Here is a 23099-nt window from a genome sequence, read left to right as displayed (position 1 = left end):
ACGAAGTCAGCGTGAATCGCACAGTCCGCGTTAACCCGCCCCTTCCCGCGTACCCTCCATCTTACGGATATCTTAAGATATCTCTTATTTTTCTTATTTTTGGTGTACTGTCGCCCGTCATGAGGTCGACGAAACCGTGGGTTGGCGCAGATCAACAGGAGCGACCCGCGAGTCGGCTCGGTGAACACGCCGTCGTATTGGGCGCGGGCATCGCGGGCTTGCTTGCGGCGCGGGTTCTTTCGGAGTTCTACGATTCGGTGACCGTCGTGGAACGGGACGCGCTGGCCAACGATCCCTGCGGGCGCAAGGGTGTGCCGCAGGATCGGCACCTCCACAACTTCTTGGGCGGCGGCACGCGGGTGCTGGCCGAACTCTTCCCCGGGCTGCTCGACGAGATGGGTGCCGCCGGAGCCGTGGTCGTGAAGGACGGCGACTTGTCGCGGATCTATGCGCGGACGGGCCGTTGCGAGTTGAAGCGCTCGGACAGGCTGGCCGATCCCGCGGCGCTGACATTGTGCCTGGCCAGCCGACCGTTCGTGGAGCTCCACGTGCGCCGTCGGGTCGGCGCCCTGCCCAACGTGACGATTACCGACCGACACGACATCGTCGAACCGATTGCCGTCGCAGATGCCGTCACCGGGGCGCGGATCGTCAACCGCGACAACGGGTTAGCAACCACCCTGAATGCCGACCTGGTGATCGATGCGATGGGCCGCGCCGCGCGCACCCCCGCATTCTTAGAGCGACTGGGGTATGGCCGGCCGCCGGAGAAACGGTCGACCACCGCCCTCGGCTATTCCAGTCAACGGCTGCGCATCCCCCACGGCGGCATCGTTGAGCAACTGGTCGCGGTCAATCAGGGGGTCGATCGGCCTGGGGCATTGCTCATGGCGTGTGAGCACGACACCTGGATGCTGGCCGTCGGCCGGCCCGACGACCAGGGCGGTGCGCCAACCGATTTCGCGACAATGCTCGCCGTGGCCGCCGAGGCCCTGCCGAGGTCGATCGCCGACGGGCTGCACCGCGCCGAACCCGTTGGGGAGATCGCCACCTACCGCAACCCGGCCTCGGTGTGGCGCCGCTACGACCGGATGCCGAAGTTCCCTCGCGGCTTGTTGGTGACGGGCGATGCGCTGTGCAGTCTGAACCCCGTCTATGGCCAAGGCATGACGATGGCGGCGCTGCAAGCACGGGCACTGCGCGGGCGTCTTCGGGGTGGCGATCGGGATTTGGCCAAGCGGTTCTTTGACGCCGCTGCCGCCGATATCGGTCCCACGTGGGCCCGCAACCAAGCTAACGACCGGGTCCCGTCTCGTGCCGGGAAGCGCTCGCTGCGCCAGAGGCTGCTCGCGGCGATGGTCAACGCGATGTTGATCGCCGCCGGCTACGACGTCGCGGTGGCCGAACGCCTACTCCGCGTCGCCCACCTGGTCGATCAGCCGTCCCGGCTGACCGACCCCGCACTGCTGCCCCACGTCCTCGCCGCAAACCTTCGGCATCTGTTCGTGCGGACCCGCAACAGGGCGAGTAGGGCGCCGACCGATGTCGACCGGTCGCCCGGCGCGTTGCTTTACCGAGGACAACAGCATGGCTGACAGCGAAATCGAGGACGACCGCCATCCGCGACCGCCCCGGTTGTTGCCGCATTCAGACGCGGCGGCGGCCTACCGCCTCGTCTACGGGCGTGTCGATGAGCTGCTACGCGGCCGTGCCGAGGTCGCCGACCTGGCGGTGCCGGCTTGTCCTGCCTGGACGATCCGCGAGACGGTGGCTCACCTGGCCGGCGTTGCGGCGGACGTCGTTTCACTGAACGCGAAGGCCAAGGGCGCGGACTCCTGGACTCAGGCGCAGGTCGACCGCCTCGACGGACACAGCGTCGACGAGTTACTGGACCTGTGGGAGCAGATGATCGAGGCGGTGACGGCAACGCTCGCTCTGGCCCCCCAAGCATCCGCATGCCAGCTGGTCTTCGACACCCTCACCCACGAGCACGACATTCGTGGCGCCTTGAGCGAACCAGGCTCTCGCACAGGCGATCTCACGTTCGAGGTAGCACTGGGGTTCGTGACGACCATGGGCGACCAATTCATTCGGCAAGCGGGATTGCCGGTGCTGCGGTTGATCACCCCCACGACCGGATCCGTACAGCTCGGTGCGTCGCATACGGCGCGCGGCGAAGTCGCCCTCGACGTCTCGGATTTCGAGGCGCTGCGCGCCTTCGGCGGCCGACGCAGCATCCGGCAACTGTTCGCGCTGCCCTGGCAGGGAGACCCGACAGATCTCCTGCCGGCCTTCACACAGCTGCTGCCGGCCTTCAGCAACGGCGGTGTGCGACCTCCTGCGGATGACCTCGTCGAATGACCACGGCGTGATGTGGTGCGGTTACCTTGACACTTCCCTAAGGGGAGTTGAGCGTTCGGGCCGGCCCCCGAAGACGAACGGGCGGCCCGGCCAACTGGTCAGATGCTTTTTGGTGCGGCAGTGATGCGGGTAACCTCGTGGGGTGCGCGCGGAATCTAGAATTGCCGCACCCGCGGTTGCCGCGGCGATCGCCGCATGCCCGTGTCCCGTCGCTTCGGCTGACCCCACGCCCGAGAATCCACCGTTTCCTATCGGGCAGTTGGGCGCGCCCGTGCATGCGCGGGCGGCTGGCGGCGCGACCGCCGACATCACTGTCAACAGTGCAACGTGGTTACCGCCGGGGTGCGCCTCTCATTTTGCGGATCCGACGTCCGGCTCAGGGTGCAACGTGGTGGAAGTGACTATCACCGCGACGTCCCACCGGTTCTTCCAATTCGACCGCAATTACCTCTTCGCCGGATACGGCGGCGGCAATCAGCCGTTGACCCATCCCGCCGATGCGCCCCAGCCGGCAACGCTTTCGGTGGACTACCAACGGCTCGACAAGATGCCCCCGCTGCAATCGGGCGGCCTGCACGACGGGCAGTCCGCACATGGATTCGTCGGCTTCGCGATGCCGAGGGCGGGCGACCTGTACATCACGATCAACGATCCCTCGCAACCGGCTCCCTACACCGAGGCGGGCTGGGTCGTCCACACCTGACGCGGCCTGCAGGCACTAACGCGCGATTCCGGCCAGCTCGCGTGCCACCGCATCGAAGGCACGCAGCGTGTCCAGCATGTGCGGCTCGTGGGAGTGCGGCTGGGCGGACACCTTGGCGGCGACCAGCTCGGCCGGACGGTTGACGTAGATCATCTGCCCGCACATGCCCAGGCACAACACGACGTCGTTGCCCGGGTACGGAAACCACATCTGGTTGCGGTACATGCCGCCGGGCAGATCGGTGTCGTGGTCGGGGCTGGCGGCGAAGGCCTCGCGTGAATCGGGGCCGCCGTCGAGGGTGTCGGCGATCCACGCAGCCGGCACCACCCGCCGGCCGGTCAGCGACACGCCGTCGCGCAAAAACAGCGACCCGAACCGGATCATGTCGATCAGGCAGGCGCTGATGCCGCCGTCAAAAAATCCGGTGCCGACGGGATCGACACCGATGGTGGCGTCGCTTTGGGCGCCGATGCGGCTCCACAGCAGTTCGGACATCAGGTCGGTCATCCGCTGGCCGCCGGCGACCTCGCAGATCCACCCCAATACGTCGGTCTCACACGAGCGGTATTCGAACGGGCCGCCGTGTGGCGACTTCTGCCTCAGCGTCAGCAGGAAGTCGTGCACCGTGGCGGGATCGTCCGCAGAACGCCGGGGCGCCCAGCCCATCGCGCGGTCGAGGCGGTGTATCTCTGCGGCCGGGTCGGCGTAGTTCTCGGAGAACTTGATGCCCGACCTCATGTCTAGCAGGTGGCGCACCGTCGCACCGGCGTACCCGCAATTCGCCAGGGCGGGAACGTATTTCGTGACCGGTGCGTCGAGCTCCATGGCGCCGGAGCCGTGCAGCGCGCCGACGACGGCCGCCACCATCGACTTGCTCACCGAGAACAGCAGATGTCGGCTGTCCGCCCTGAGGTGGTCGAGGTATTCCTCGGCCACCAGCGACCCGCGGTGGGCGACGGCCCAGCCGTCGGTAACGGTGGCGGCCATCACTGCGCCTACGGTGCTGGCCGCGCCGTCAGTGCTGGTCAACCGGATCTCGGCCACCGGCGCAGGGGCCGTGGGCAGCACCGCGGCCGGCCCCGTCCCGCGCGAGATGATCGCCGTCGGCACCATGTCTTCGACGTGCTGGAACGACCACCGCGAATACGGGGGCGACAGCCAGTTGTCCAGTGAGATTCCCGCCGGGACGCTCACGCGCGCGCGACGAGCCGCGAGACGATCGGCGCGGCGGGCGTCAGGGGCGTTGAGGTGAACTTCGCCTTCATGCCCTTGACCCAGCGCTGGCAGCGCTCGCTGAGCTGATAGTCGTCCGTCTGCAGGTGTGCGCGGGTGACGAGCACGCCGAGTTGGGCGCCCTCCGAACGCAAGTCGCCGGGCGCCGCGACCCGCATGTAAAAGGCCTCGGAGCCGTCGAGCAGCGTGGCCCAGTCGTTGGCGGTCCGCGAGAAGGAGACCCGGCCGTCGTCGTCGATGCGCCATACCCCGGTGCGTGGCGTCGCGGTGAAGATCTCGATATCCGGCGAGGTCTCGGTGAGTATCACCTGGCCCCAGACCTCGTCCTCGCCGTAGCCGCGCTCCCAGCGCGAGTTGATCTCGTCGATGTCGAGCTCGTAGTCCACGTCCATGTACTCGAGCAGGTGAAAGAGGAACAGCGGCATGTCGGCGTAGGCCTCGGTGGTCAGGTTCGTCATCGGACTCGCGCCACTCAGCCGCGGATTCACCTCGCCGAGGTAGAGCTCGTCGGAGTCGAGGTCGTGCAGCAGGTCCACCTCGAAGTAGCCGAGGTAGCCCTCGCGGCGCATGACGTCGCCCAGTTTTGTCACCATCTCGCGCGCGGCATGCGTCTGGGCGGGCGGCAGCACCTCGTGCCAGATGTCATTGCCACACCAGCTGCCCCGGCTCGGCGTCAGCTCCGAATAACCGACGAGACTGGTCATCGCGGGGCCGACCACGGTGCCGTGGCGGGTCACCGCACCCTCGAGGCATACCTCGACATTGCGGATGCGCTTCATGACCTTGAGGTCCTGCCCGACCAGGTCACCGGCGTGCTCGTCCCAGTCGCGCTGACCGTGCACAAAGAACGTCCCGCTGCCGGCATTGCCATATGCGATCGAGATGACGAGGTCGTCTCCCAAGCCGGCGTCTTGTGCGAGCGCCAGCAGTTCGTCGTAGGAGCCGGCCCGCCCGATCGTGTTGGGCACACTGGGCACCCCGGCCTCGTCGGCCAGGCGCGTCATGACGATCTTGGAGCCCAGGCGGTTGCGCAGCTCGATCGGCGGATGCATGACCTCGAGGCCCGCGGACCGCGCGAGCGCCTGGATTTCCTCGTTCATCATCACAAAGCAGCACTTGCCGCCGGGGCCTTTACCGGCGATGAACTCGAGCGTCTCGGGGTCGGACAAGAGGTGGCTGCACACCTCGTCCATCGAGTCGAAATCGCGGCGGTCGCGGCGCCGCGGCACGAATACGCGCGAGTGTGTGCCCTCGAAAGAGTCGAAGTAGGTGAGGTAGAAGAAGTTTCGTATCCAGCGGTCGACGCCCAGCAGGTTGAAAGGGGTCGGCGAGATGAAGTACAGCGGCACCTTGTTGGTGTGGAAGAACGCGCGTACGTCCGAGAGGCCTTTCAGCGGCCCGCGCTGCGCCGGGCCGGACCCGCCGGCGGGCACGCTCATGCCACCCGCGCTGACGTCGGCGCCTGCTGCCGGCGCTGGCGTCGGAGGGGCGGGGGCGACGCGGTCGGCGTGTGGGCGGTGAGCTCAGGTGTCTTCATTCCACAAGTCTGGCCCGGCGCACCGCCGGGCGAAAGTGCAGAGTGCCGCGGCGTCGGCGTCATCTTCCGTCTCTGCGCCAACAACGGGCGCGTCCCGCGCTCATGCACGGCGATCAGCCACCGAACGCGTTGGCGCCCATGACCAGGGCCGCGGTGCCACCGAAGAGATATCCGACCTCGACCGCCTCGGTCACTTCGGGCTCCGAGGCGCCCGCGGCGCGCGCGTTCCCGGCAAGCGTCTTGACGCCGTCCGGATGTGCGGCGATCGCGTCGGTCACCATCGCCATGAGGAGCTTGTATTTGGCCGGAATAGCGCCATCCCTCAGGATCCGCTCACGCATCGCCAGGTAGGAATCGCCGAATTGCGGGTCGCGCTGCTCGATGGCCCCGAGCCACGGCGGCTTGCCAAGGCCCGGGGCCGGCGGGCCCGCTACAGCGTTGCCGGGGTCGGGGCAGCCACTAGCCGGGACGGCAGCGCCGTCACCGCACACGTCGGCGCGGCTGGGCGGCGCCCCGTGCGCCAGCAAGAGGGCGCCCACGATGAGCGCCACGATCCATCGCACCGTGCACGCCCGGATATCCGCGACCGCCACCGGCAGCGCGTGCCTTCTGCGCATGGTGGCGGCCCCAACGGAGCGGCCGAGCCTGACCGCTTCGGCGATCTCGGCCGCCGAGGCACCCGCCGCGCGCGCATCGCCGGCCGCCGCCTCGGCCCCGCCCGGACGCGCGCAGGCCGCGCCGGCGGCCATCGCGATAAGCGCGCGGTACTTGGCCGGAATGGCGGCATGGTGTGGGTCCGTGCACGGGAGTCCCGCCGGCGTTGTCGGCGACGGGCGGAATCTGACGGTCATTGCCGAAACGTACGCCCGGGCATTGCCCGGCGCAACCGAAACATGTTGCGGCCCTTCGCTTAAGGCAGTTCCTTCATGAACTCCTTCGCCAAAGGGCCCGCGGAGGCCGGATTCTGGCCGGTGAACAGGTTGCGGTCCTTCACCGTGTAGGGCTTCCAGACCTCGCCCCGGGAGAAGTCGACGCCCATCTTCACCAGTTCGTCCTCGGCGGTCCACCGCGCCTTCGCCCGCAGCCCGACGGCGTCCTCCTCGTCGTTGGTGAAAGCCGTGACCTTGTAGCCGGCGAACGGGGAATTGCCGTTGCGCCGAGTCGCCATCATCGCGACCGGCGCGTGGCAGACGATGGCCAGGGGCTTGCCGGAGGCCAGCGCTGCGGTCAGCAACCGGCCTGAATCGGCGTCCTGCCAGAGGTCCTCCATCGGGCCGTGACCACCGGGGTAATAGACGGCGTCGTAGTCCTCGAGGCGGGCGTTGGCCAATTCGATCGGGTGCCGTAATTCCTCGGCGGACCGCAGGATCTCCTCGAGTTCCGCAGCAATCTCTTCACTGCCGGCCATCGACGGACGCAAGCTCATCACATCCACATGCGGGACAACGCCTTTCGGCGTGGCCACCACGACCTGGTGACCCGCATCCGTGAGTGTGCGGTACGGCGCCGCAAACTCCTCGGCCCAGTAGCCGGTCGGATGTCTCGTCCCGTCCTGAAGCGTCCAGTAGCTTGCGCCCGTCACCACGAAAAGAACCTTCGCCATCGCGCTTCCCCTCGATTGCCCCGCAACGTATCGATCCGTCCCAGCGTCGCCCATCTGGCCTGGGCCTGCAATACCCGCCCGCGTCCGTCGCATCGATGACACCCGGCGGAAATGGTTTTTAACAACGGCTTCACCGCCGCTTGTCGCCCAGAGTTTGCCTATTAGACGGTTCGGGAACCACAATTGGCGTGTCGTGCGAGCAGATGACGCCAGCGGGGGGATTATGACGTAGGCGTCTCTATTCGAGGGGTGGTCGATGATGACGTCGGACGACTGGCAACCGGTGGTACGAGTTGGAGAACCAAAGTTCGTAGCCGGCCTGGGAAACAGGATCAAAGTCGAGGTCAAGACACGGGGGTGGCTAAGCCGGGACTGGCGAAGCTACTTCGGTCTACAGGTATCGCAGCAACGGCTCGATGCCAGGTACTCCTCTTATCCCTGCTGGGATGAGGTCCAGCGCATCGAGGGGACGTGCGCCCTCGACGATGCGGAGCGCTACATCGAAATGATCGATGCCGCAATCCACTACGCGAACACCAGATTGCGAAATGACGCGGTGCCAAAGACGGTCATGTCCGGCGCGCAGCCGGATCAACGGGCGTGCGCGGTGCGACGGCGCCAGGCGGCGCTCGATGAACTGGCGAAGAAGTTGGCGAAACCCGAGGTCGGGGACAACGTCGCCTCTTTAAATACATCCTGGTAATCAGCGCCGTCCGATCGCGCGCGCATGCGATCGAGGCCGAGACGAGGAAAGCGCAAACGCATTTGAGAGTGCACGACCATTCTTTGCCGAATTTCGACGCCACCTCAATGGCGTTCGCGTTGTTGGACCTAAGCAATCCCGGAAGGACGCCACGCGAAGCCGATTAATCGGCTGTTCATGACCGCGTGGAACCACACCCATACGCCGGCCGACTTGGCGAAACCCACCGGGACGCCCGCAGTACCCTTACCCTGCCCCGAGTCGCAGCCGCGGCACCGTAATCGTGCGTCGCCAAGACGCGCCAACTCCAAGCCACGGAGGTACCCGATGGCCCAGTCAGACCTCGTCTTGTTCACCGTCGACAATCGCGTCGCGCTCATCACCGTCAACGACCCCGACCGGCGCAACGCGGTCACCGCCGAGATGTCGGCCCGCCTGCGCGCGGCCGTCGAGCGGGCGGAGGCCGATCCGGACGTGCACGCCGTGGTGGTCACCGGCGCCGGCAAGGCCTTCTGCGCCGGCGCGGACCTGAGCGCGCTCAGCGCGGCCGGCGGTGACAAAGCCGAGACCGGGCTGCAGCAGCTCTACGACGGCTTCATGGCCGTCAGCAGTTGCCGGCTGCCCACCATCGCCGCGGTCAACGGCGCGGCCGTCGGCGCGGGCCTGAATCTCGCATTGGCGGCCGACGTTCGCATCGCCGGGCCCGCGGCGTTGTTCGACGCCCGATTCCAGAAGCTGGGGCTGCACCCCGGCGGCGGCGTGACGTGGATGCTGCAGCGGGCGGTGGGCCCCCAGGTCGCGCGCGCGGCACTGCTTTTCGGCATGCGTTTCGACGCCGAAACCGCCGCCCACCACGGCTTGGCGCTGGCCGTCGCCGACGATCCCGTCGCCGCGGCGCTGGAGCTGGCAGGGGGGCCCGCGGCCGCCCCGCGCGAGGTCGTCCTGGCGACGAAGGCCACCATGCGCGCCACCGTCAGCCCGGGATCGCTGGATCACGAACAACACGTGTTCGCCATGCGCACCGAACTCGGGCCGCAGGCCTACTCCATCCAGTCTCCGGAGTTTGCCCAGCGATTGGCCGCCGCGCAGCGCCGGTAGTGCGAGTGCGGCCAGTTCCGGTATCCGATGCCGCCGCACCACGGGCTACAGGTCGAGCAATGCGGTCATCGGTGATTCGACCAGATCCCTCAGCTCGGTGACGAACCGGGCCGCCTGGGCGCCGTCGGCGACGCGGTGGTCGAACACGCAGGTGAGCGTCATGGTCGGGCGCACCACGACCTGATCACCCACGGCCACCGGGCGCGGTTTGATCGCACCCATCCCCAGGATCGCCGCTTCCGGGTGGTTGATCACCGGCACGCCGTCGTCGGCACCCAGCGCCCCGAAGTTCGACACAGTGAAGGTGGAGCCGCGCAATTCGGCCGGGGTCAGCGTGCCCTCCCGCGCGCCGGTGACCAATTCGGTTGCTCGTCTTGCCAGTTCGCGGGTGGTCTTGGTGTGCGCGTCGGCGATCACCGGGACCAGCAGCCCACGCGGAGTGGCCACTCCGAATCCGAGGTGCACACGTCGCTCGACGCGAACCGCCGGACCTTCGGCCGAGTCGACCCATGTCGCGTTGAGAATCTGGTTGTGGCACAGCGCAATGAGTAGTAGCCGCATCGTCAGGATGAACGGCGTGATCTTCTCGTCCGTCGACACCCGATCCGATAGCCGCATCAATTCGGTGCAGTCGACCTCGACGCTGACTTTGGCGGCCGGGATCTCGCGGTGCGACAACGCCATCTTCTCGGCCATCCGCGCCTGCACGCCACGGACCGGTCGGACGTCGGCACCGTTCTGGTCCGCGGCCGCCAACACGTCGGCGCGGGTGATGATGCTGTCGGGATCGCGTGGCAGCGAGCGCAGGTCGACCATCAATTCCTTGGCCAATTTGCGCACCGGAGGGGCGGCGAGCGGGCGGCGGGTTCGCCGGCTGGTGTCGATGCCGGCGTCCGCGCCATAACCGACGAGCGTGGGGACGGTCCCGGCGGCCGCAGGCTCGTCGCCGTTCAGCGGTGCCGTATCGATGCGGACCAGCACCTCCCCCACCGGCAGCACATCGCCTTCGCCGCCGCGCGTTTCGACGATCCGACCCGCGTACGGGCTGGGCAGCTCCACCTCCGCCTTGGCCGTCTCCACCGTGCACAGCACCTGGTTGAGTTCGACGTCGTCGCCCGCGGCGACGTTCCAGTGCGTCACGGTCACTTCCTGCAGTCCCTCGCCGAGGTCGGGGACGCGGAATGACTTCACCCGCTCGGTGGCGTTCATGGCAGCCCCAACGCACGCTCGACGCAGTCCAGCAGCCGGTCGGGGCCAGGCAGCCACAGTCGCTCCAGCCGTGCCGGCGGGTAAGGGGTGTCGAATCCGCAGGCGCGCAACACCGGCGCCTCCAACTCGTAGAACAGCTCCTCTTGAATCCGGGCGGCCAACCCGGCACCATATCCCAGGCTGCGCGGCCCCTCGTGCATCACCACACAACGCCCGGTCCGATGAATCGACGCGGCCACGGTGTCGAAGTCCAACGGGACCAGTGATCGCAGGTCGATGACCTCGATGCTCCAACCACGTTGGCGTTGCACCTCTTCCGCCGCACCGACCGCGGTGCCGACCAGGCTGCCGTAGGTCACGACCGTCACATCCGAGCCGGGGCGGCGCACCGTCGCCCGCCCGATCGGCGGTTCGGGGCGGTCGGTGTCGACCGTGCCGCGGACCTGATAGCGCCGCTTCGGCTCGAGGTACATCACCGGGTCCGGGCAGGTGATCGCGTGGCGAAGCAGCCAGTAGGCGTCGGCCGGAGTGGACGGAACCACCACCTTGAGGCCGGCGGTATGGGCCCAATACGACTCGGTGGAGTCCGAATGATGTTCGGCGGCACCGATTCCACCGAAGGACGGGATCCGCACCGTTACCGGCATGTCGACCTCGCCGCGGGTGCGGGTGCGGTACTTCGCCAGATGGCTGACCACCTGATCGAAAGCCGGGTAGCAAAACCCGTCGAATTGAATCTCCGGTACCGGGACGAAGCCGCGCAACGCCAGACCCACCGCGATGCCGATGATGGCGGACTCGGCCAGCGGCGTGTCGAAACAGCGTGTGTCACCGAATTTTTCGGCCAGCCCCTCGGTTACCCGGAACACCCCACCCTCGACCGAGACGTCCTCACCGAACACCAGCACCCGGTCGTCGGCGGCCATCGCGTCATGCAGGCTCCGGTTGAGCGCTTGCACCATGGTCATCGACTGCGCACCCAGTGCCGCGTTCTGCGTTGCCGTGGTGAGGGTTTCGGCGGGACCGGCGGGCCGATCGGCGAGCTGGGTCATTCGATCCTCCCCAGTTCGGCCCGCAGCGCTTGGCGTTGCGCCTCCAACCCGGGCGTCATTTCGGCGTACACGCTGGTGAACACCTCGTCGATGTCGAAGTCGGGTGCCCCGAACACCGCGTCGCGCAGCTCGGTGCGCATCCGCTTCGAGCGGGCAGCGACCCGCTCCTCCAAGCGGTTCGACCACAGCCCCTGCCCCTGCAGGTAGGCGCGGTAGCGCGGGATCGGGTCGAGCGCCGCCCAGCGGTCCACCTCCTCCTGGGTCCGGTAACGGCTGGGATCATCCGACGTGGTGTGCGGGCCGAGCCGGTAGGTGACCGCCTCGATCAGGGTCGGTCCGCCGCCGGCCCGGGCGCGGGCGGTGGCCTCGGCCATCACCGCGTAGCAGGCCAGCACGTCGTTGCCGTCCACCCGGATTCCCGGCATGCCGTAGCCGATTGCCTTGTGCGCGATGGACGGTGCCTTGGTCTGTTTGTGGATCGGCACCGAGATCGCCCACTGGTTGTTCTGCACGAAGAACACGCACGGCGTGGCGAACACGGCCGCGAAGTTCAGTGCCTCATGCACGTCCCCCACGCTGGTGGCACCGTCACCGAGGAAGGCCACCGCCACCGAGTCCTCGCCGAGCCGCTGCGCGGCCATCGCCGCGCCGACGGCGTGCAGCGTCTGCGTGCCGATCGGGATCGAGGTCGGGGCGCAGCATTTCTTGGTGAATTCCAGTCCGCCGTGCCAGGTTCCGCGCCATACCGCGCCGACGTGCCCGGGCGGGATGCCGCGCACCAGGTACACGCCGAGCTCCCGGTATTGCGGAAACAACCAGTCCGTCTTGCGCAGACAGGCCGCCGCGCCCACCTGGGCGGCTTCCTGACCGCGGCAGGACGCGAACAACGCCAACTCCCCCTGGCGCTTGAGGTTGACGAACTCGGTGTCCAGCTCTCGGGTGACCACCATCATCTCGTAGAGCCAGGACAGTGTCTCCACGGGAAGGTCGCGGCCGTAGCGGAGTTCGGGCGTCGGTGTGCCGTCGGGAGCGACAAGTTGCACCGGATCGAGGTCGACGGTCATCGGTGGTTGAGGCGCCTTTGCCATACCGTCTCCCTACTTCGGTGCCGCAGGGGTCACAGCAAAAGCTCAACCGGGACCCGCCGCGAGCCGAAGTCGATCGCCAGCTACACGAAAGGCTCCGCTCGCCGCGACACTGGCGTACTCACCATTATGCGCTCAGATGAGAAGAGACCGCGGCGATCGCGACCGTGTCGCGACCACCGGGGGTTTGGGCGGGGCCGGCAGGAGCCTCCAACCATTAGACGACTTTCGATTTTGATATCGCCGGCGATATCGCTTTCGCGAAGCTTCAACCGGCGCCGGACTGCCCCGCCCTGCGCACCAGCATCTCGGCGTGCTTGAGCACCGGCGAGTCCACCATCTGGCCCTCGAAGGCGAAAACGCCACGCTCGGTCCGCGCGGCCGCCAATACCCTTCGCGCCCAGTCGACTTTGTCCTCGCTGGGGCGATAGGCGTCGCGCACGACCGGAATCTGGGTCGGGTGAATGCAGACCGTCCCGTGAAAGCCCACCGCGACGGCGTCGTAGGCTTCCGCCCGCAAGCCGTCGAGGTCGCGGATGTCCAAATGCACCGCGTCGAGGGCGATCCGGCCGAAGGTGGACGCCGCCAGCAGGACCGTCGACCGCACATGGCGGGCAACGTCGCGGTAGGCGCCGTCGGCCAGCCGGCTGGAGCTGCCCCCGAGCGCGGCGACCAGGTCCTCGGCGCCCCACATCATCGCGACGGTGCCGTCGGCGGCGGCGATCTCGGTGCTGAACACCGCCCCGCGGGGCGTCTCGATCAGCGCGATGACGTCGCGCGGTGCCAGCGCGGACACCTGGGCGGCCGACTCGGTCTTGGACAGCATCACCGTCGTGTAGGGCGTCGCGGCCAGGGCGTCCAGGTCGCGGGCGTACTCGTCGGTGCCGGCCGCGTTGATGCGCACCACGGTGCGCTCGGGGTCCAGCGGGGTCTCCCGCAGCGCCTTGCGCGCGGCGGGCTTGTCCGCTTCGGCCACCCCGTCCTCGAGGTCGAGGATCACCACGTCGGCCGCGGCGGCGGCCTTGACGAACCGCTCGGGACGGTCGGCGGGGCAGAACAGCCAGCCCGGGCCGGCGGACTGCAGGTTCACGTGGCCTCCTGGTCGCTGGGGCGCTTCTGGACCAGCGTGGTCCGCACCGCGCGCGCGATGACATCGCCGTGCTGGTTGCGACCGGTGTGCTCGAGGGTGACGATCCCTTCGCCGGGCCGGCTCTTGGACTCGCGCTTGCCGGTGCACACCGTCTCCGCGTACAGGGTGTCGCCGTGGAAGACGGGCTTGGGGAACGACACCTCGGAGAAGCCCAGGTTGGCGACGATGGTGCCCAGCGTCAGCTGCGAGACGGACAGCCCGACCAGCGCGGACAGGGTGAACATCGAGTTCACCAACCGCTCGCCCCGAAAGCCCGGCTGCTCGGCGGCCCACGCCGCGTCCAGGTGCAGCGACTGGGTGTTCATCGTCAGCGTGGTGAACAAGACGTTGTCGGCCTCGGTGATGGTGCGGCCCGGCCGGTGCAGGTAGGTCGTGCCGATCTCGAATTCCTCGAACCACAGGCCCCGCTGCATGATCGACTTGCCTTCCGTCATGAGCGCCGCTCCTCCTCATCGCTACGCTCTGCATCGTCGACGGCGCGCGTCATGACAGCCCCAGCGACCGAGCGATCAGCATCAGCTGCACTTCGGTGGTCCCCTCGCCGATCTCGAGGATCTTGCTGTCGCGGTAATGCCGCGCCACCGGGTATTCGTTCATGAACCCGTACCCGCCGTGGATCTGGGTGGCGTCGCGCGCGTTGTCCATGGCCGCCTCCGACGAGATCATCTTCGCGATCGCAGCCTCCTTCTTGAATGGCTTGCCCGCCAACATCTTCGCTGCGGCATCGTAGTACGCGGTGCGCGCGACGTGAGCACGCGCTTCCATCCGGGCGATCTTGAAGCTGATGGCCTGATACGAGCCGATCGGCTGGCCAAAGGACTGCCGCTCCTTGGCATACTTGACGCTCTCGTCGACGCAGCCCTGGGCGGCGCCGGTGGCCAGCGCGGCGATCGCGATGCGGCCCTCGTCGAGGATGGACAGAAAGTTGGCGTAGCCGGTGCCGCGGGCGCCTAGCAGGTTCTCCTCGGGGACGCGGGCGTCGGCGAAGCTCAGCGGGTGGGTATCGGACGCATTCCAGCCGACCTTGCTGTAGACCGGCTCGACGGTGAATCCCGGTGTGCCGTTGGGCACGATGATGGTCGAGATCTCCTTCTTGCCGTCACCGACCGTTCCCGTGACCGCGGTGACTGTCACCAGCTTGGTGATGTCGGTGCCGGAGTTGGTGATGAACTGCTTGCTGCCGTTGATCACCCACTCGCCGTTGTCGAGGCGGGCCGTGGTCCGGGTGGCGCCCGCGTCGGAGCCGGCGCCCGGCTCGGTGAGCCCGAAGCCGGCCAGCGCCCGGCCGGCCGTCAGTTCCGGCAGCCACTTCTGCTTCTGTTCTTCGGTGCCGAACCGGTAGATCGGCATCGCGCCAAGGCCGACGCCGGCCTCCAGCGTGATGGCCACCGACTGGTCGACCTTGCCGAGTTCCTCGAGCACCAGCGCCAGCGCGAAGTAGTCGCCGCCCATGCCGCCGTATTCCTCGGGGAACGGCAGGCCGAACAGCCCCATCTCGCCCATCTTGGCCACCACTTCGTACGGGAAGCTGTGCTCTTCATCGTGTTTGGCCGAAACCGGCGCGACCACGGTGCGCGCGAACTCGGCCACGGTGTCGCGAAGATCCTCGTATTCCTTGGATAGCGTTCCCGTCGTGATGGATGTCGTCATGTCTCGTCCTTACTCGAATCGGCTGCTGTGTCGGGCTCTTCGGGGACCAGCCGGGCCAGCACTTGGTCGACGGTGACCTGATCGCCGACGGACACCAAGACCTCCACCCGTCCCGAAACCGGTGCGGACAGCGAATGTTCCATCTTCATCGCCTCCACGACCACCACCACGTCACCCTCGGATACCTCGGTGCCCGAGGGGACCTGGACCGCGATGACGCTGCCGGGCATGGGGCTGAGGATCTCGGCCTGCTGCCCGCCTGCCGCGCGGTGAATCTTGTGCTCTTCGGCCTCGCGCAGGTGCCAGGCCCCCCGCTCGTCGGCGATCCACAGGTGCCGGTCGGCCTCCGCCCACCGGTATTCGCGGCGCACGCCGTCCAGCGTGAGGTCCATGCGGGAACCGTCGACCCGTACGCCGGCGGAACGGATCTCGCCCGAGCCCACCTGCACCCGGGCGGCGTCCGGTGTGCCCCATACCGAGACGGTGTCGCTGCGCAGCGGGGTCTGCATCTCGGTGCGGACGGGCGCCGGCGCCCCACCGACCCGCCATCCGGTGGGCACCGCCCAGGGGTTGCCCGCGGCCCGACGGTCCAGCGCCCACTGGCGGTAGAGGCCCCCGGCGGCGAGCACGTCGTCGGGGGCCGGCAGCGGTGCGAAGTCCGCCACCCGCTCGTCCAGCAGCGCAGTGTCCAGGTCGCCGGCGCGGACGCGCTCGTCGGCCAGCAGGAACCTGAGGAATTCGATGTTGGTCTGCACCCCGAGGATCGCCGTGTGTGCCAGTGCCCCGTCGAGTTTCGCCAGCGCCTCGTCGCGGTCCTCCCCGTGGGTGATGACCTTGCTCAGCATCGGGTCGTAGTCGCTGCCGATCAGCGTGCCCGCCAGCAGCGACGAGTCGACGCGGACCCCGGCCCCGGAAGGTTCGACCACCCGCAGCACCCGGCCGCCGGTGGGCAGGAAGCCGCGTGCGGGATCCTCGGCGTACACCCGGGCCTCGATGGCGTGGCCGTGCAATTCGATGTCGTCCTGCGCGAAGCTCAGCTTCTCGCCGGCGGCCACCCGTAGCTGCCACTCGACCAGGTCCAAACCGGTAATCGCCTCGGTGACCGGGTGTTCCACCTGCAGCCGGGTGTTCATCTCCATGAAGAAGAACTCGTCCGGCCGGTCGGCGGAGACGATGAACTCCACCGTGCCCGCGCCGACGTAGTCGACGCTGCGAGCGGTGTTGCAGGCGGCCGCCCCGATGCGGGCGCGGGTCTGTGGGTCGAGCAAGGGCGAGGGCGCCTCCTCGATCACCTTCTGGTGGCGCCGCTGCAGGCTGCACTCCCGCTCGCCGAGATGCACCACGTTGCCGTGGGTGTCGGCGAGCACCTGCACCTCGATGTGCCTGGGCCGCAACATGAACCGCTCGAGGAACAGGGTGTCGTCGCCGAACGACGAGGCGGCCTCCCGGCGAGCGCCCACCAAGGCCTCGCGCAGCCGGCTCGGGTCGTCCACCAGGCGCATGCCTTTGCCGCCGCCGCCCGCCGACGGCTTGATCAACACCGGGTAGCCGACCTCTTCGGCGGCCGCGACGAGCTCGTCGTCGCTGAGTCCGGGCTTGGCCACCCCGGGAACCACCGGCACGTCGAACGCGGCGACCGCATTCTTGGCGGTGATCTTGTCGCCCATCACCTGTATCGCTTGCGGCGGCGGGCCCAGGAACACCACACCGGCACGCTCGCAGGCGGCGGCGAATTCCGCGTTCTCCGAGAGGAACCCGTAGCCCGGGTGGATCGCCTGCGCTCCTGTGCGCGCCGCCGCGTCCAGCACCTTGCCGATGTCTAGGTAGCTCTCGCGCGCCGCGGCGGGCCCCAGGCGAACGGCCGTGTCGGCCTCCAGGACGTGGCGGGCGTTGGCGTCGGGGTCGCTGTACACCGCGACCGAGCGGACGCCCAGCCGGCGCAGGGTCCCCATCACCCGGACCGCGATCTCGCCGCGGTTGGCCACCAATACGGTCTCGAACATGGCCATCACATCCGGAAGACGCCGTAGGAGACCGGCTCCAGCGGGGCATGGGCACATATCGAAAGGGCCAGCCCGACAACCGTTCTGGTGTCGGCCGGATCGATGATGCCGTCGTCCCACAGGCGCGCGGTGGAATAGTACGGGTTGCCCTGGTACTCGTATTGGGCGCGGATCGGCGCCTTGAAGGCCTCCTCCTCGTCAGGCGGCCAGGGTTTGCCGGACGCGGCGAGCTGTTCGCCGCGCACCGTGGCCAGCACCGACGCGGCCTGCTCGCCGCCCATCACCGAGATCCGGGCGTTGGGCCACATCCACAGGAAGCGCGGCGAGTACGCCCGCCCGCACATCGAATAGTTGCCCGCCCCATAGGATCCGCCGATCACGACGGTCAGCTTGGGCACCCGGGCGCACGCCACCGCGGTCACCATCTTGGCGCCGTGCTTGGCGATGCCGCCCGCTTCGTAGTCGCGACCGACCATGAACCCGGCGATGTTCTGCAGGAACAGCAGCGGGATCTTGCGTTTGTCGCAGAGCTCGATGAAATGCGCGCCTTTCAAGGCGGATTCGCTGAACAGGACGCCGTTGTTGGCGATGATGCCGACGGGATGGCCGTGGATGCGGGCGAAGGCGGTCACCAGCGTCTTGCCGTAATTGGTCTTGAACTCGCTGAACTCACCACCGTCGACCAGCCGCACGATCACCTCGTGCACGTCGTAGGGCACTCGGGGGTCCGGCGGCACCACGTCGTAGAGCTCGGTCTGCGCATGCTTGGGCTCGACCGCGGGACGGACGTCCCATTGGCTGGGCTCGCGCGGGCCGAAGGTGGCCGCGATCGCGCGCACGATGCGCAGCGCGTGCTCGTCGTCGTCGGCGAGGTGGTCGGTGACACCGGAGACCCGCGAGTGCAGGTCGCCGCCGCCGAGGTCCTCGGCCGAGACGATCTCACCGGTCGCCGCCTTCACCAGGGGCGGGCCGCCGAGGAAGATGGTGCCCTGTTCGCGGACGATGACGGCCTCGTCGCTCATGGCCGGCACATACGCGCCACCAGCCGTGCACGAACCGAGGACGGCGGCCACCTGCGGGATTTCCTTGGCGCTCATGGTCGCCTGGTTGTAGAAGATCCGGCCGAAGTGCTCGCGGTCGGGGAAGACCTCGTCTTGCCGCGGGAGGAACGCACCCCCGGAGTCCACCAGGTAGATGCAGGGCAGGCGGTTCTGCAGCGCGACCTCCTGCGCGCGCAGGTGCTTCTTGACCGTGATCGGGTAGTAGGTGCCACCCTTGACCGTGGCGTCGTTGGCGACGATCACGCACTCCCGCCCGGACACCCGGCCGATCCCGGTGATGATTCCCGCGCCCGGGGACTCGTCGTCGTACATGCCGTTTGCGGCCAGCGGGGCCAGCTCCAAGAACGGGCTGCCCGGGTCGAGCAGTCGGTCCACCCGCTCGCGCGGCAGCAGCTTGCCACGACTGACGTGGCGTTCGCGCGCGCGTTCGTTGCCGCCCAGCGCCGCGGCCGCCAGCTTGGCGTTCAACTCGGCGACCAGCCGGCGGTGCTCTTCGGCGAACGATGGCGCGGTCATCACTGTTGAAGTCACGAATGCCTCCCGGTTGTCGCCAGCACAAGCGGCGGTTCGGTTTTGTCCAGCACCTCGTCGACCGAGACGCCGGGGGCGGTCTCGATCAAGTGCAAACCGTCGTCGCGGACGTCGATGACGGCCAGATCGGTGATGATGCGGTCGACACAGCCCGTGCCGGTCAACGGAAGAGTGCACCGCGCAACGATTTTCGGGCTGCCGTCGCGCGCGGTGTGCTCCATCATCGCGATCACCTTGCGGGCGCCGTGGACGAGGTCCATCGCGCCGCCCATTCCCTTCACCATCTTCCCGGGAACCATCCAGTTGGCCAGGTCGCCGGTGGCCGAGACCTGCATCGCCCCCAGCACGGCGACGTCGAGATGTCCGCCGCGGATGATCCCGAACGAGTCCGAGGAACCGAAGAAAGCAGCACCCGGCATCGTGGTGACCGTCTCTTTGCCGGCGTTGATCAAATCCGCGTCGGCGTCCTCGGGCCGCGGATAGGGTCCGACGCCCAGGATCCCATTCTCCGAATGCACGACGACGGTGACGCCGGGCGGGATGTGGTTGGGCACGAGGGTGGGCATCCCGATGCCGAGGTTGACGTATTGGCCGTCCTCGAATTCCGCGGCCACCCGCGCCGCCAAACCCTCTCGGCTCCAACTCATTGCCGCACCGTTGTCTTCTCGATCGGCTTGTCCGGTTCGGGCACGTGCACGACCCGCTGCACGAAGACGCCCGGGGTGTGCACCGTCGCGGGGTCGATCTCTCCCGGCTCGACGAGGTGCTCCACCTCGGCGATGGTGACGGTGCCGGCCCGCGCACAGTCCGGATTGAAGTTGGCGGCGGCCCGCCGGTAGACGAGGTTGCCGTGCCGGTCGCCCTTCCAGGCGTGCACCAGCGCGAAGTCGGTGCGGATGGCCCGTTCCAGGACATAGGTGACACCGTCGAATTCACGGGTCTCCTTCGGCGGTGACACCACGGCCACCGCGCCGGATGCGTCGTAGCGCCACGGCAACCCACCGTCGGCGACGGGAGTCCCGACGCCAGCGGGGGTGTAGAAGGCCGGGATACCGATCCCGCCGGCGCGCAGCCGCTCCGCGAGCGTGCCCTGTGGGGTGAGCTCCACCTCGAGCTCACCTGCGAGGAACTGGCGAGCGAACTCCTTGTTGTCACCGACATAGGAGGCGACGGCCCGGCGAATCCGCTTGTGCTCCAAAAGATGAACCAATCCGACGCCGTTTCCGCCGCAGTTGTTGGACACCGTCTCCAGGTCACGCACGCCGGTCGTCACCAGCGCGGCGATCAGCGCCTCGGGGATGCCGCAGAACCCGAAGCCCCCCACCGCCAGGGAGGATCCGTCGGTTATGTCGGCAACCGCCTCGGCGGCCGTCGCCACCACCTTGTCCATCGCCGCAGCAGCCTCCTTGCCGTCGGGCGGGTTTGAGTTAATGCTCATTAACTCGCCGCTGAGAATACCATCGCCGACCCCACCGGTCCAGAAACGCCGTCCCGGCGCCGTGCCACCCGTTGTCGCAGGTTAATCGCGAATAACTCGTGCTAAGTTAGTGGCGATTAACCAACTGGACCGGGGGTCCGTCATGACAACGTCCACCTCCGACGGGCGGCCCGGCTCTGCCGATGCCCCGAAGCGTCGCAGCCAGCTGAAATCCGACCGGCGCCTGCAGCTACTCTCGGCGGCCGAGCGGCTGTTCGCCGAGCGCGGCTTCCTCGCCGTGCGGCTGGAAGACATCGGCGCCGCCGCCGGTGTCAGCGGGCCGGCGATCTACCGGCACTTCCCCAACAAGGAGTCGCTGCTGGTCGAATTGCTGGTGGGCATCAGCGCGCGGTTGCTCGCCGGCGCCCGCGACGTGCGGGCCCGCAATTCCGCCGCGGCCGCGGCGCTGGACGGTTTGATCGACTTCCATCTCGACTTCGCGCTCGGCGAGCCGGACCTGATCCGCATCCAGGACCGCGACCTCGCGCATCTGCCCGAGGCCGCCGAAAAGCAGGTGCGCAAAGCGCAACGCCAGTACGTCGAGGTGTGGGTCGGGGTGCTGCGCGAGCTGAACCCCGACCTGGCCGAGGCCGATGCCCGGCTGACCGCCCACGCGGTGTTCGGCCTGCTGAACTCGACGCCGTACAGCTTGAAATCGCCGGACGCCTCGCGCGGCAAACCTGCCCGCGCCGCGCGATCCCGCGCCGTCATGCGGGCGATGACGGTCGCCGCGCTCGCCGCCGGCGGCGAGCGCGCCTGAGTCCCCGCCGTGAGGTGATTCGCCGTTCCGGCGCTCGGCGCAGGTACTCTGCAAACCATGAGGTGGACATGAACGATTCACGTCCCACCGACCGGCTCAGTCCGTCTCTGCCGGGATCGGGGCAGCAGGGCCCGTGGTACCCGCCGCCGGCTGATCCGGCCTACGCCGATCAGACGCCCTACGCGCCCGCCTACGGCGGGCAAGCACCGCCGTGGGCAAACGACACCAACACCACCAAACAGCTGCCGGCGTACTGGCAGCACGAGCTTCCCCCGTCGGGCCAACTGCCTCCCCCGGGCCTGGCTCCCCCGCCGCCGGAGGGCCCTAAACCCCCACCGCGTTGGCTGTGGATCGTCGCCGGTGCAGCCGTGCTGCTGGTGGTCGCCTTGGTCATCGCCCTGGTGCTGGTGAACGACGCGATCAAGACGCAGACCGCCGTCCCGCCGCTGCCTGCCATGCCGGAGACGACTCCGACCATGCCGAGCCCGTCGACGCGCCCGTCCCAGCCGCGCATCCCGGCCCCGGTGCCGCCGACCGGCGGCTCGCCGACGCCCAGCGAGTCGCCCGGACCGGCCGGGATGCAAGACATCGTCTACAGCGTGGCCGGCGACGGCCGGGCGATCAGCATCATGTACATCGACACCGGGGACGTCATCCAGACCGAATTCAACGTCGCATTGCCCTGGAGCAAAGAGGTCAGCCTGCCCAAGGCGGCCACGCACCCGGCCAACGTCACCATCGTCAACATCGGCCACAACGTCACCTGCTCGGTCACCGTCAACGGAGTGCAGATGAGCCAGCGCGTCGGCGTGGGCCTGACAATCTGCGACGCCAGGGGCTGAGCCGCTACGTCGGTTCGGCCGCGAGGGCACCGCGCGCAGGGACCCGAACCGCCAGCATGGCGAGCAGGCCGGCGATCAGCACCAGCGAGATGCCACCGAGGCCTGCGCGCACGGCGCCGAATATGTCCACGAACACGGAGAACAACCACGGCGCGACGAACGCCACCGCCCGCCCGGTCATGGTGTACAGGCCGAACGCGACGCCTTCCCGCCCGTGCTTGGCCATCTGCAGCAGCAGTGCACGTGAGGACGACTGCGACGGCCCGATGAACATGCACAGCAGCAGGCCGCACGTCCAGAAGGCCACCGAACCCGACAGCAGCATCAGGGTGAGGCCCAGAACAACGATCGCGGCCAGCGACCCCACGATGACGGGCTTCGACCCGATCCGGTGATCGACGAACCCGCCCAGCACCGCGCCCACCGCCGCGACCACGCTGGCCACCACTCCGAAGATGAGCACGTCGCCCTGGGAGATGCCGTAGACGTTGACGCCGAGCACGGCGCCGAAAGCGAAGATCGCCGCCAGCCCGTCCCGGAACAGCGCGCTCGCGAACAGGAAGTAGACCAGGTTGCGGTCGCGCCGCCATTCGGCGGACACCTCCGTGAACAGCTTGCGGTAGCCGCCGAGCATGCTGGTCGGCTCGTGCACCTCGGCCGAGTCGGGAAGCCGGTGTGCGACGAACAGCAATGGCAGGGCAAAGATCGCCAGCCACGCCGCCGCGACCAGCATCGCCTCCCGGACGTAGAGGCCGTCGTGAAGAGGCACCCGCAGCAGCCCCCGCGTCGCGTGCGGACCCGAGCCCGAGCCCGAGATGAACCCGCTGTAGACCACCAGCAGCAGCAGGACGCTGCCGACGTAGCCCGCCGCCCAGCCCAACCCGGAGATCCGGCCGGCGGTCTGCGGCGTCGAAAGTTGGCGCAGCATCGCGTTATACGGGACGCTGGCCAGGTCACCGCACGCCGCCGTCGCGCTCACGTGTGCGATGTTCTTCGTCCACGACCGCCCCGGCTACCTGTGGGCGGGGCTGGTACTGATGG

Annotated in this window: 21 protein-coding genes and 1 pseudogene; 7 read left to right on the top strand and 15 right to left on the bottom strand. The window is 68.2% G+C overall.

Going from position 1 to position 23099, the window contains the following annotated elements:
• Positions 1–11: 11 nt before the first annotated feature.
• From A5713_RS15405 to A5713_RS29715, 3 genes are all read left to right on the top strand, one after another.
• Entirely contained in the window at positions 12–1595 is a 1584-nt protein-coding gene (locus A5713_RS15405) for an NAD(P)/FAD-dependent oxidoreductase (protein ID WP_231980438.1), read from the top strand.
• Positions 1543–2361, top strand: coding sequence for a maleylpyruvate isomerase N-terminal domain-containing protein (locus A5713_RS15400; RefSeq protein WP_082972972.1), 819 nt, complete (start codon positions 1543–1545; stop codon positions 2359–2361). The genes A5713_RS15405 and A5713_RS15400 overlap by 53 nt, the downstream gene beginning before the upstream one ends.
• Positions 2362–2503: 142 nt before the next feature.
• Positions 2504–3064 (top strand): hypothetical protein, encoded by a 561-nt coding sequence (locus A5713_RS29715; protein ID WP_068096701.1) that lies wholly within the window; start codon positions 2504–2506, stop codon positions 3062–3064.
• A 15-nt stretch (positions 3065–3079) separates the two neighbouring features.
• Here A5713_RS29715 and A5713_RS15390 read toward each other — a convergent pair whose 3' ends face one another.
• The 4 genes from A5713_RS15390 to A5713_RS15375 form a co-directional block, all read right to left on the bottom strand.
• Positions 3080–4258: a serine hydrolase domain-containing protein gene (locus A5713_RS15390; protein WP_068096700.1), complete on the bottom strand. Its 1179-nt coding sequence runs from the start codon at positions 4256–4258 to the stop codon at positions 3080–3082.
• Complete coding sequence (locus A5713_RS15385) at positions 4255–5736, bottom strand: biotin carboxylase (protein WP_067926755.1); 1482 nt, start codon at positions 5734–5736, stop codon at positions 4255–4257. Before A5713_RS15385 ends, A5713_RS15390 begins: the two co-directional genes overlap by 4 nt.
• Positions 5737–5947: 211 nt before the next feature.
• The gene (locus A5713_RS27670) at positions 5948–6685 is read right to left on the bottom strand and encodes a carboxymuconolactone decarboxylase family protein (RefSeq protein ID WP_082972971.1); all 738 of its coding nucleotides are present in this window, start codon (positions 6683–6685) and stop codon (positions 5948–5950) included.
• Between the two features lie 59 nt (positions 6686–6744).
• Entirely contained in the window at positions 6745–7437 is a 693-nt protein-coding gene (locus A5713_RS15375; RefSeq protein ID WP_068096698.1) for a type 1 glutamine amidotransferase domain-containing protein, read from the bottom strand.
• A gap of 259 nt (positions 7438–7696) precedes the next feature.
• Here A5713_RS15375 and A5713_RS15370 point away from each other — a divergent pair, with 259 nt between their 5' ends.
• Both A5713_RS15370 and A5713_RS15365 read left to right on the top strand, forming a co-directional pair.
• Entirely contained in the window at positions 7697–8140 is a 444-nt protein-coding gene (locus tag A5713_RS15370) for a hypothetical protein (RefSeq protein WP_067926749.1), read from the top strand.
• Positions 8141–8467: 327 nt separating this feature from the next.
• Complete coding sequence (locus A5713_RS15365) at positions 8468–9238, top strand: enoyl-CoA hydratase (protein WP_068096696.1); 771 nt, start codon at positions 8468–8470, stop codon at positions 9236–9238.
• 45 nt (positions 9239–9283) lie between these two features.
• Here the strand turns inward: A5713_RS15365 and A5713_RS15360 are convergent, their stop codons facing one another.
• The 10 genes from A5713_RS15360 to A5713_RS15315 all read right to left on the bottom strand — a co-directional run bounded on the left by A5713_RS15360 (position 9284) and on the right by A5713_RS15315 (position 20369).
• Positions 9284–10447, bottom strand: coding sequence for a dihydrolipoamide acetyltransferase family protein (locus tag A5713_RS15360; protein WP_068096692.1), 1164 nt, complete (start codon positions 10445–10447; stop codon positions 9284–9286).
• On the bottom strand, positions 10444–11499 hold the full coding sequence (gene bkdB / locus A5713_RS15355) for a 3-methyl-2-oxobutanoate dehydrogenase subunit beta (protein ID WP_068096690.1): 1056 nt from the start codon (positions 11497–11499) through the stop codon (positions 10444–10446). Before bkdB ends, A5713_RS15360 begins: the two co-directional genes overlap by 4 nt.
• Positions 11496–12587: a pyruvate dehydrogenase (acetyl-transferring) E1 component subunit alpha gene (gene pdhA, locus A5713_RS15350; protein WP_068096688.1), complete on the bottom strand. Its 1092-nt coding sequence runs from the start codon at positions 12585–12587 to the stop codon at positions 11496–11498. Before pdhA ends, bkdB begins: the two co-directional genes overlap by 4 nt.
• 265 nt (positions 12588–12852) lie before the next feature.
• Positions 12853–13674, bottom strand: coding sequence for a CoA ester lyase (locus A5713_RS15345; protein WP_067926736.1), 822 nt, complete (start codon positions 13672–13674; stop codon positions 12853–12855).
• The gene (locus tag A5713_RS15340) at positions 13671–14168 is read right to left on the bottom strand and encodes a MaoC family dehydratase (protein ID WP_068096686.1); all 498 of its coding nucleotides are present in this window, start codon (positions 14166–14168) and stop codon (positions 13671–13673) included. Before A5713_RS15340 ends, A5713_RS15345 begins: the two co-directional genes overlap by 4 nt.
• A gap of 49 nt (positions 14169–14217) precedes the next feature.
• The gene (locus A5713_RS15335) at positions 14218–15384 is read right to left on the bottom strand and encodes an acyl-CoA dehydrogenase family protein (protein WP_068096685.1); all 1167 of its coding nucleotides are present in this window, start codon (positions 15382–15384) and stop codon (positions 14218–14220) included.
• The gene (locus A5713_RS15330) at positions 15381–17387 is read right to left on the bottom strand and encodes an acetyl/propionyl/methylcrotonyl-CoA carboxylase subunit alpha (protein WP_068096716.1); all 2007 of its coding nucleotides are present in this window, start codon (positions 17385–17387) and stop codon (positions 15381–15383) included. Before A5713_RS15330 ends, A5713_RS15335 begins: the two co-directional genes overlap by 4 nt.
• A 5-nt stretch (positions 17388–17392) precedes the next feature.
• Positions 17393–18964: a carboxyl transferase domain-containing protein gene (locus tag A5713_RS15325; protein ID WP_068096683.1), complete on the bottom strand. Its 1572-nt coding sequence runs from the start codon at positions 18962–18964 to the stop codon at positions 17393–17395.
• Positions 18965–18975: 11 nt separating this feature from the next.
• Complete coding sequence (locus A5713_RS15320; RefSeq protein ID WP_068096682.1) at positions 18976–19626, bottom strand: CoA transferase subunit B; 651 nt, start codon at positions 19624–19626, stop codon at positions 18976–18978.
• Complete coding sequence (locus A5713_RS15315) at positions 19623–20369, bottom strand: CoA transferase subunit A (protein WP_068096680.1); 747 nt, start codon at positions 20367–20369, stop codon at positions 19623–19625. The genes A5713_RS15320 and A5713_RS15315 overlap by 4 nt, the downstream gene beginning before the upstream one ends.
• A 190-nt stretch (positions 20370–20559) precedes the next feature.
• Between A5713_RS15315 and A5713_RS15310 the strand changes: the two genes are divergently transcribed.
• Both A5713_RS15310 and A5713_RS15305 read left to right on the top strand, forming a co-directional pair.
• Complete coding sequence (locus A5713_RS15310) at positions 20560–21216, top strand: TetR/AcrR family transcriptional regulator (RefSeq protein WP_068096678.1); 657 nt, start codon at positions 20560–20562, stop codon at positions 21214–21216.
• Between the two features lie 62 nt (positions 21217–21278).
• On the top strand, positions 21279–22058 hold the full coding sequence (locus tag A5713_RS15305; RefSeq protein ID WP_082972970.1) for an MmpS family transport accessory protein: 780 nt from the start codon (positions 21279–21281) through the stop codon (positions 22056–22058).
• Between the two features lie 4 nt (positions 22059–22062).
• Here the strand turns inward: A5713_RS15305 and A5713_RS15300 are convergent.
• Positions 22063–23037 (bottom strand): annotated as a pseudogene (locus A5713_RS15300) (MFS transporter); the annotation flags it as partial.
• Positions 23038–23099 lie beyond the last annotated feature (62 nt).

This window comes from Mycobacterium sp. E2497, from assembly GCF_001668695.1.
Classification (GTDB): Bacteria; Actinomycetota; Actinomycetes; order Mycobacteriales; family Mycobacteriaceae; genus Mycobacterium.
This window is presented reverse-complemented; position numbering and strand designations above follow the sequence as displayed.

Excerpts from the sequence above, each read along its gene's own strand:
- A5713_RS15400 (WP_082972972.1), top strand. The coding sequence starts at position 1,543 with ATGTCGACCGGTCGCCCGGCGCGTTGCTTTACCGAGGACAACAGCATG.
- A5713_RS15385 (WP_067926755.1), bottom strand. The coding sequence starts at position 5,736 with ATGAGCGTGCCCGCCGGCGGGTCCGGCCCGGCGCAGCGCGGGCCGCTG.
- A5713_RS27670 (WP_082972971.1), bottom strand. The coding sequence starts at position 6,685 with ATGACCGTCAGATTCCGCCCGTCGCCGACAACGCCGGCGGGACTCCCG.
- A5713_RS15375 (WP_068096698.1), bottom strand. The coding sequence starts at position 7,437 with ATGGCGAAGGTTCTTTTCGTGGTGACGGGCGCAAGCTACTGGACGCTT.
- A5713_RS15370 (WP_067926749.1), top strand. The coding sequence starts at position 7,697 with ATGACGTCGGACGACTGGCAACCGGTGGTACGAGTTGGAGAACCAAAG.
- A5713_RS15365 (WP_068096696.1), top strand. The coding sequence starts at position 8,468 with ATGGCCCAGTCAGACCTCGTCTTGTTCACCGTCGACAATCGCGTCGCG.
- A5713_RS15360 (WP_068096692.1), bottom strand. The coding sequence starts at position 10,447 with ATGAACGCCACCGAGCGGGTGAAGTCATTCCGCGTCCCCGACCTCGGC.
- bkdB (WP_068096690.1), bottom strand. The coding sequence starts at position 11,499 with ATGACCCAGCTCGCCGATCGGCCCGCCGGTCCCGCCGAAACCCTCACC.
- pdhA (WP_068096688.1), bottom strand. The coding sequence starts at position 12,587 with ATGGCAAAGGCGCCTCAACCACCGATGACCGTCGACCTCGATCCGGTG.
- A5713_RS15340 (WP_068096686.1), bottom strand. The coding sequence starts at position 14,168 with ATGACGGAAGGCAAGTCGATCATGCAGCGGGGCCTGTGGTTCGAGGAA.
- A5713_RS15335 (WP_068096685.1), bottom strand. The coding sequence starts at position 15,384 with ATGACGACATCCATCACGACGGGAACGCTATCCAAGGAATACGAGGAT.
- A5713_RS15330 (WP_068096716.1), bottom strand. The coding sequence starts at position 17,387 with ATGTTCGAGACCGTATTGGTGGCCAACCGCGGCGAGATCGCGGTCCGG.
- A5713_RS15325 (WP_068096683.1), bottom strand. The coding sequence starts at position 18,964 with ATGACCGCGCCATCGTTCGCCGAAGAGCACCGCCGGCTGGTCGCCGAG.
- A5713_RS15320 (WP_068096682.1), bottom strand. The coding sequence starts at position 19,626 with ATGAGTTGGAGCCGAGAGGGTTTGGCGGCGCGGGTGGCCGCGGAATTC.
- A5713_RS15315 (WP_068096680.1), bottom strand. The coding sequence starts at position 20,369 with ATGGACAAGGTGGTGGCGACGGCCGCCGAGGCGGTTGCCGACATAACC.
- A5713_RS15310 (WP_068096678.1), top strand. The coding sequence starts at position 20,560 with ATGACAACGTCCACCTCCGACGGGCGGCCCGGCTCTGCCGATGCCCCG.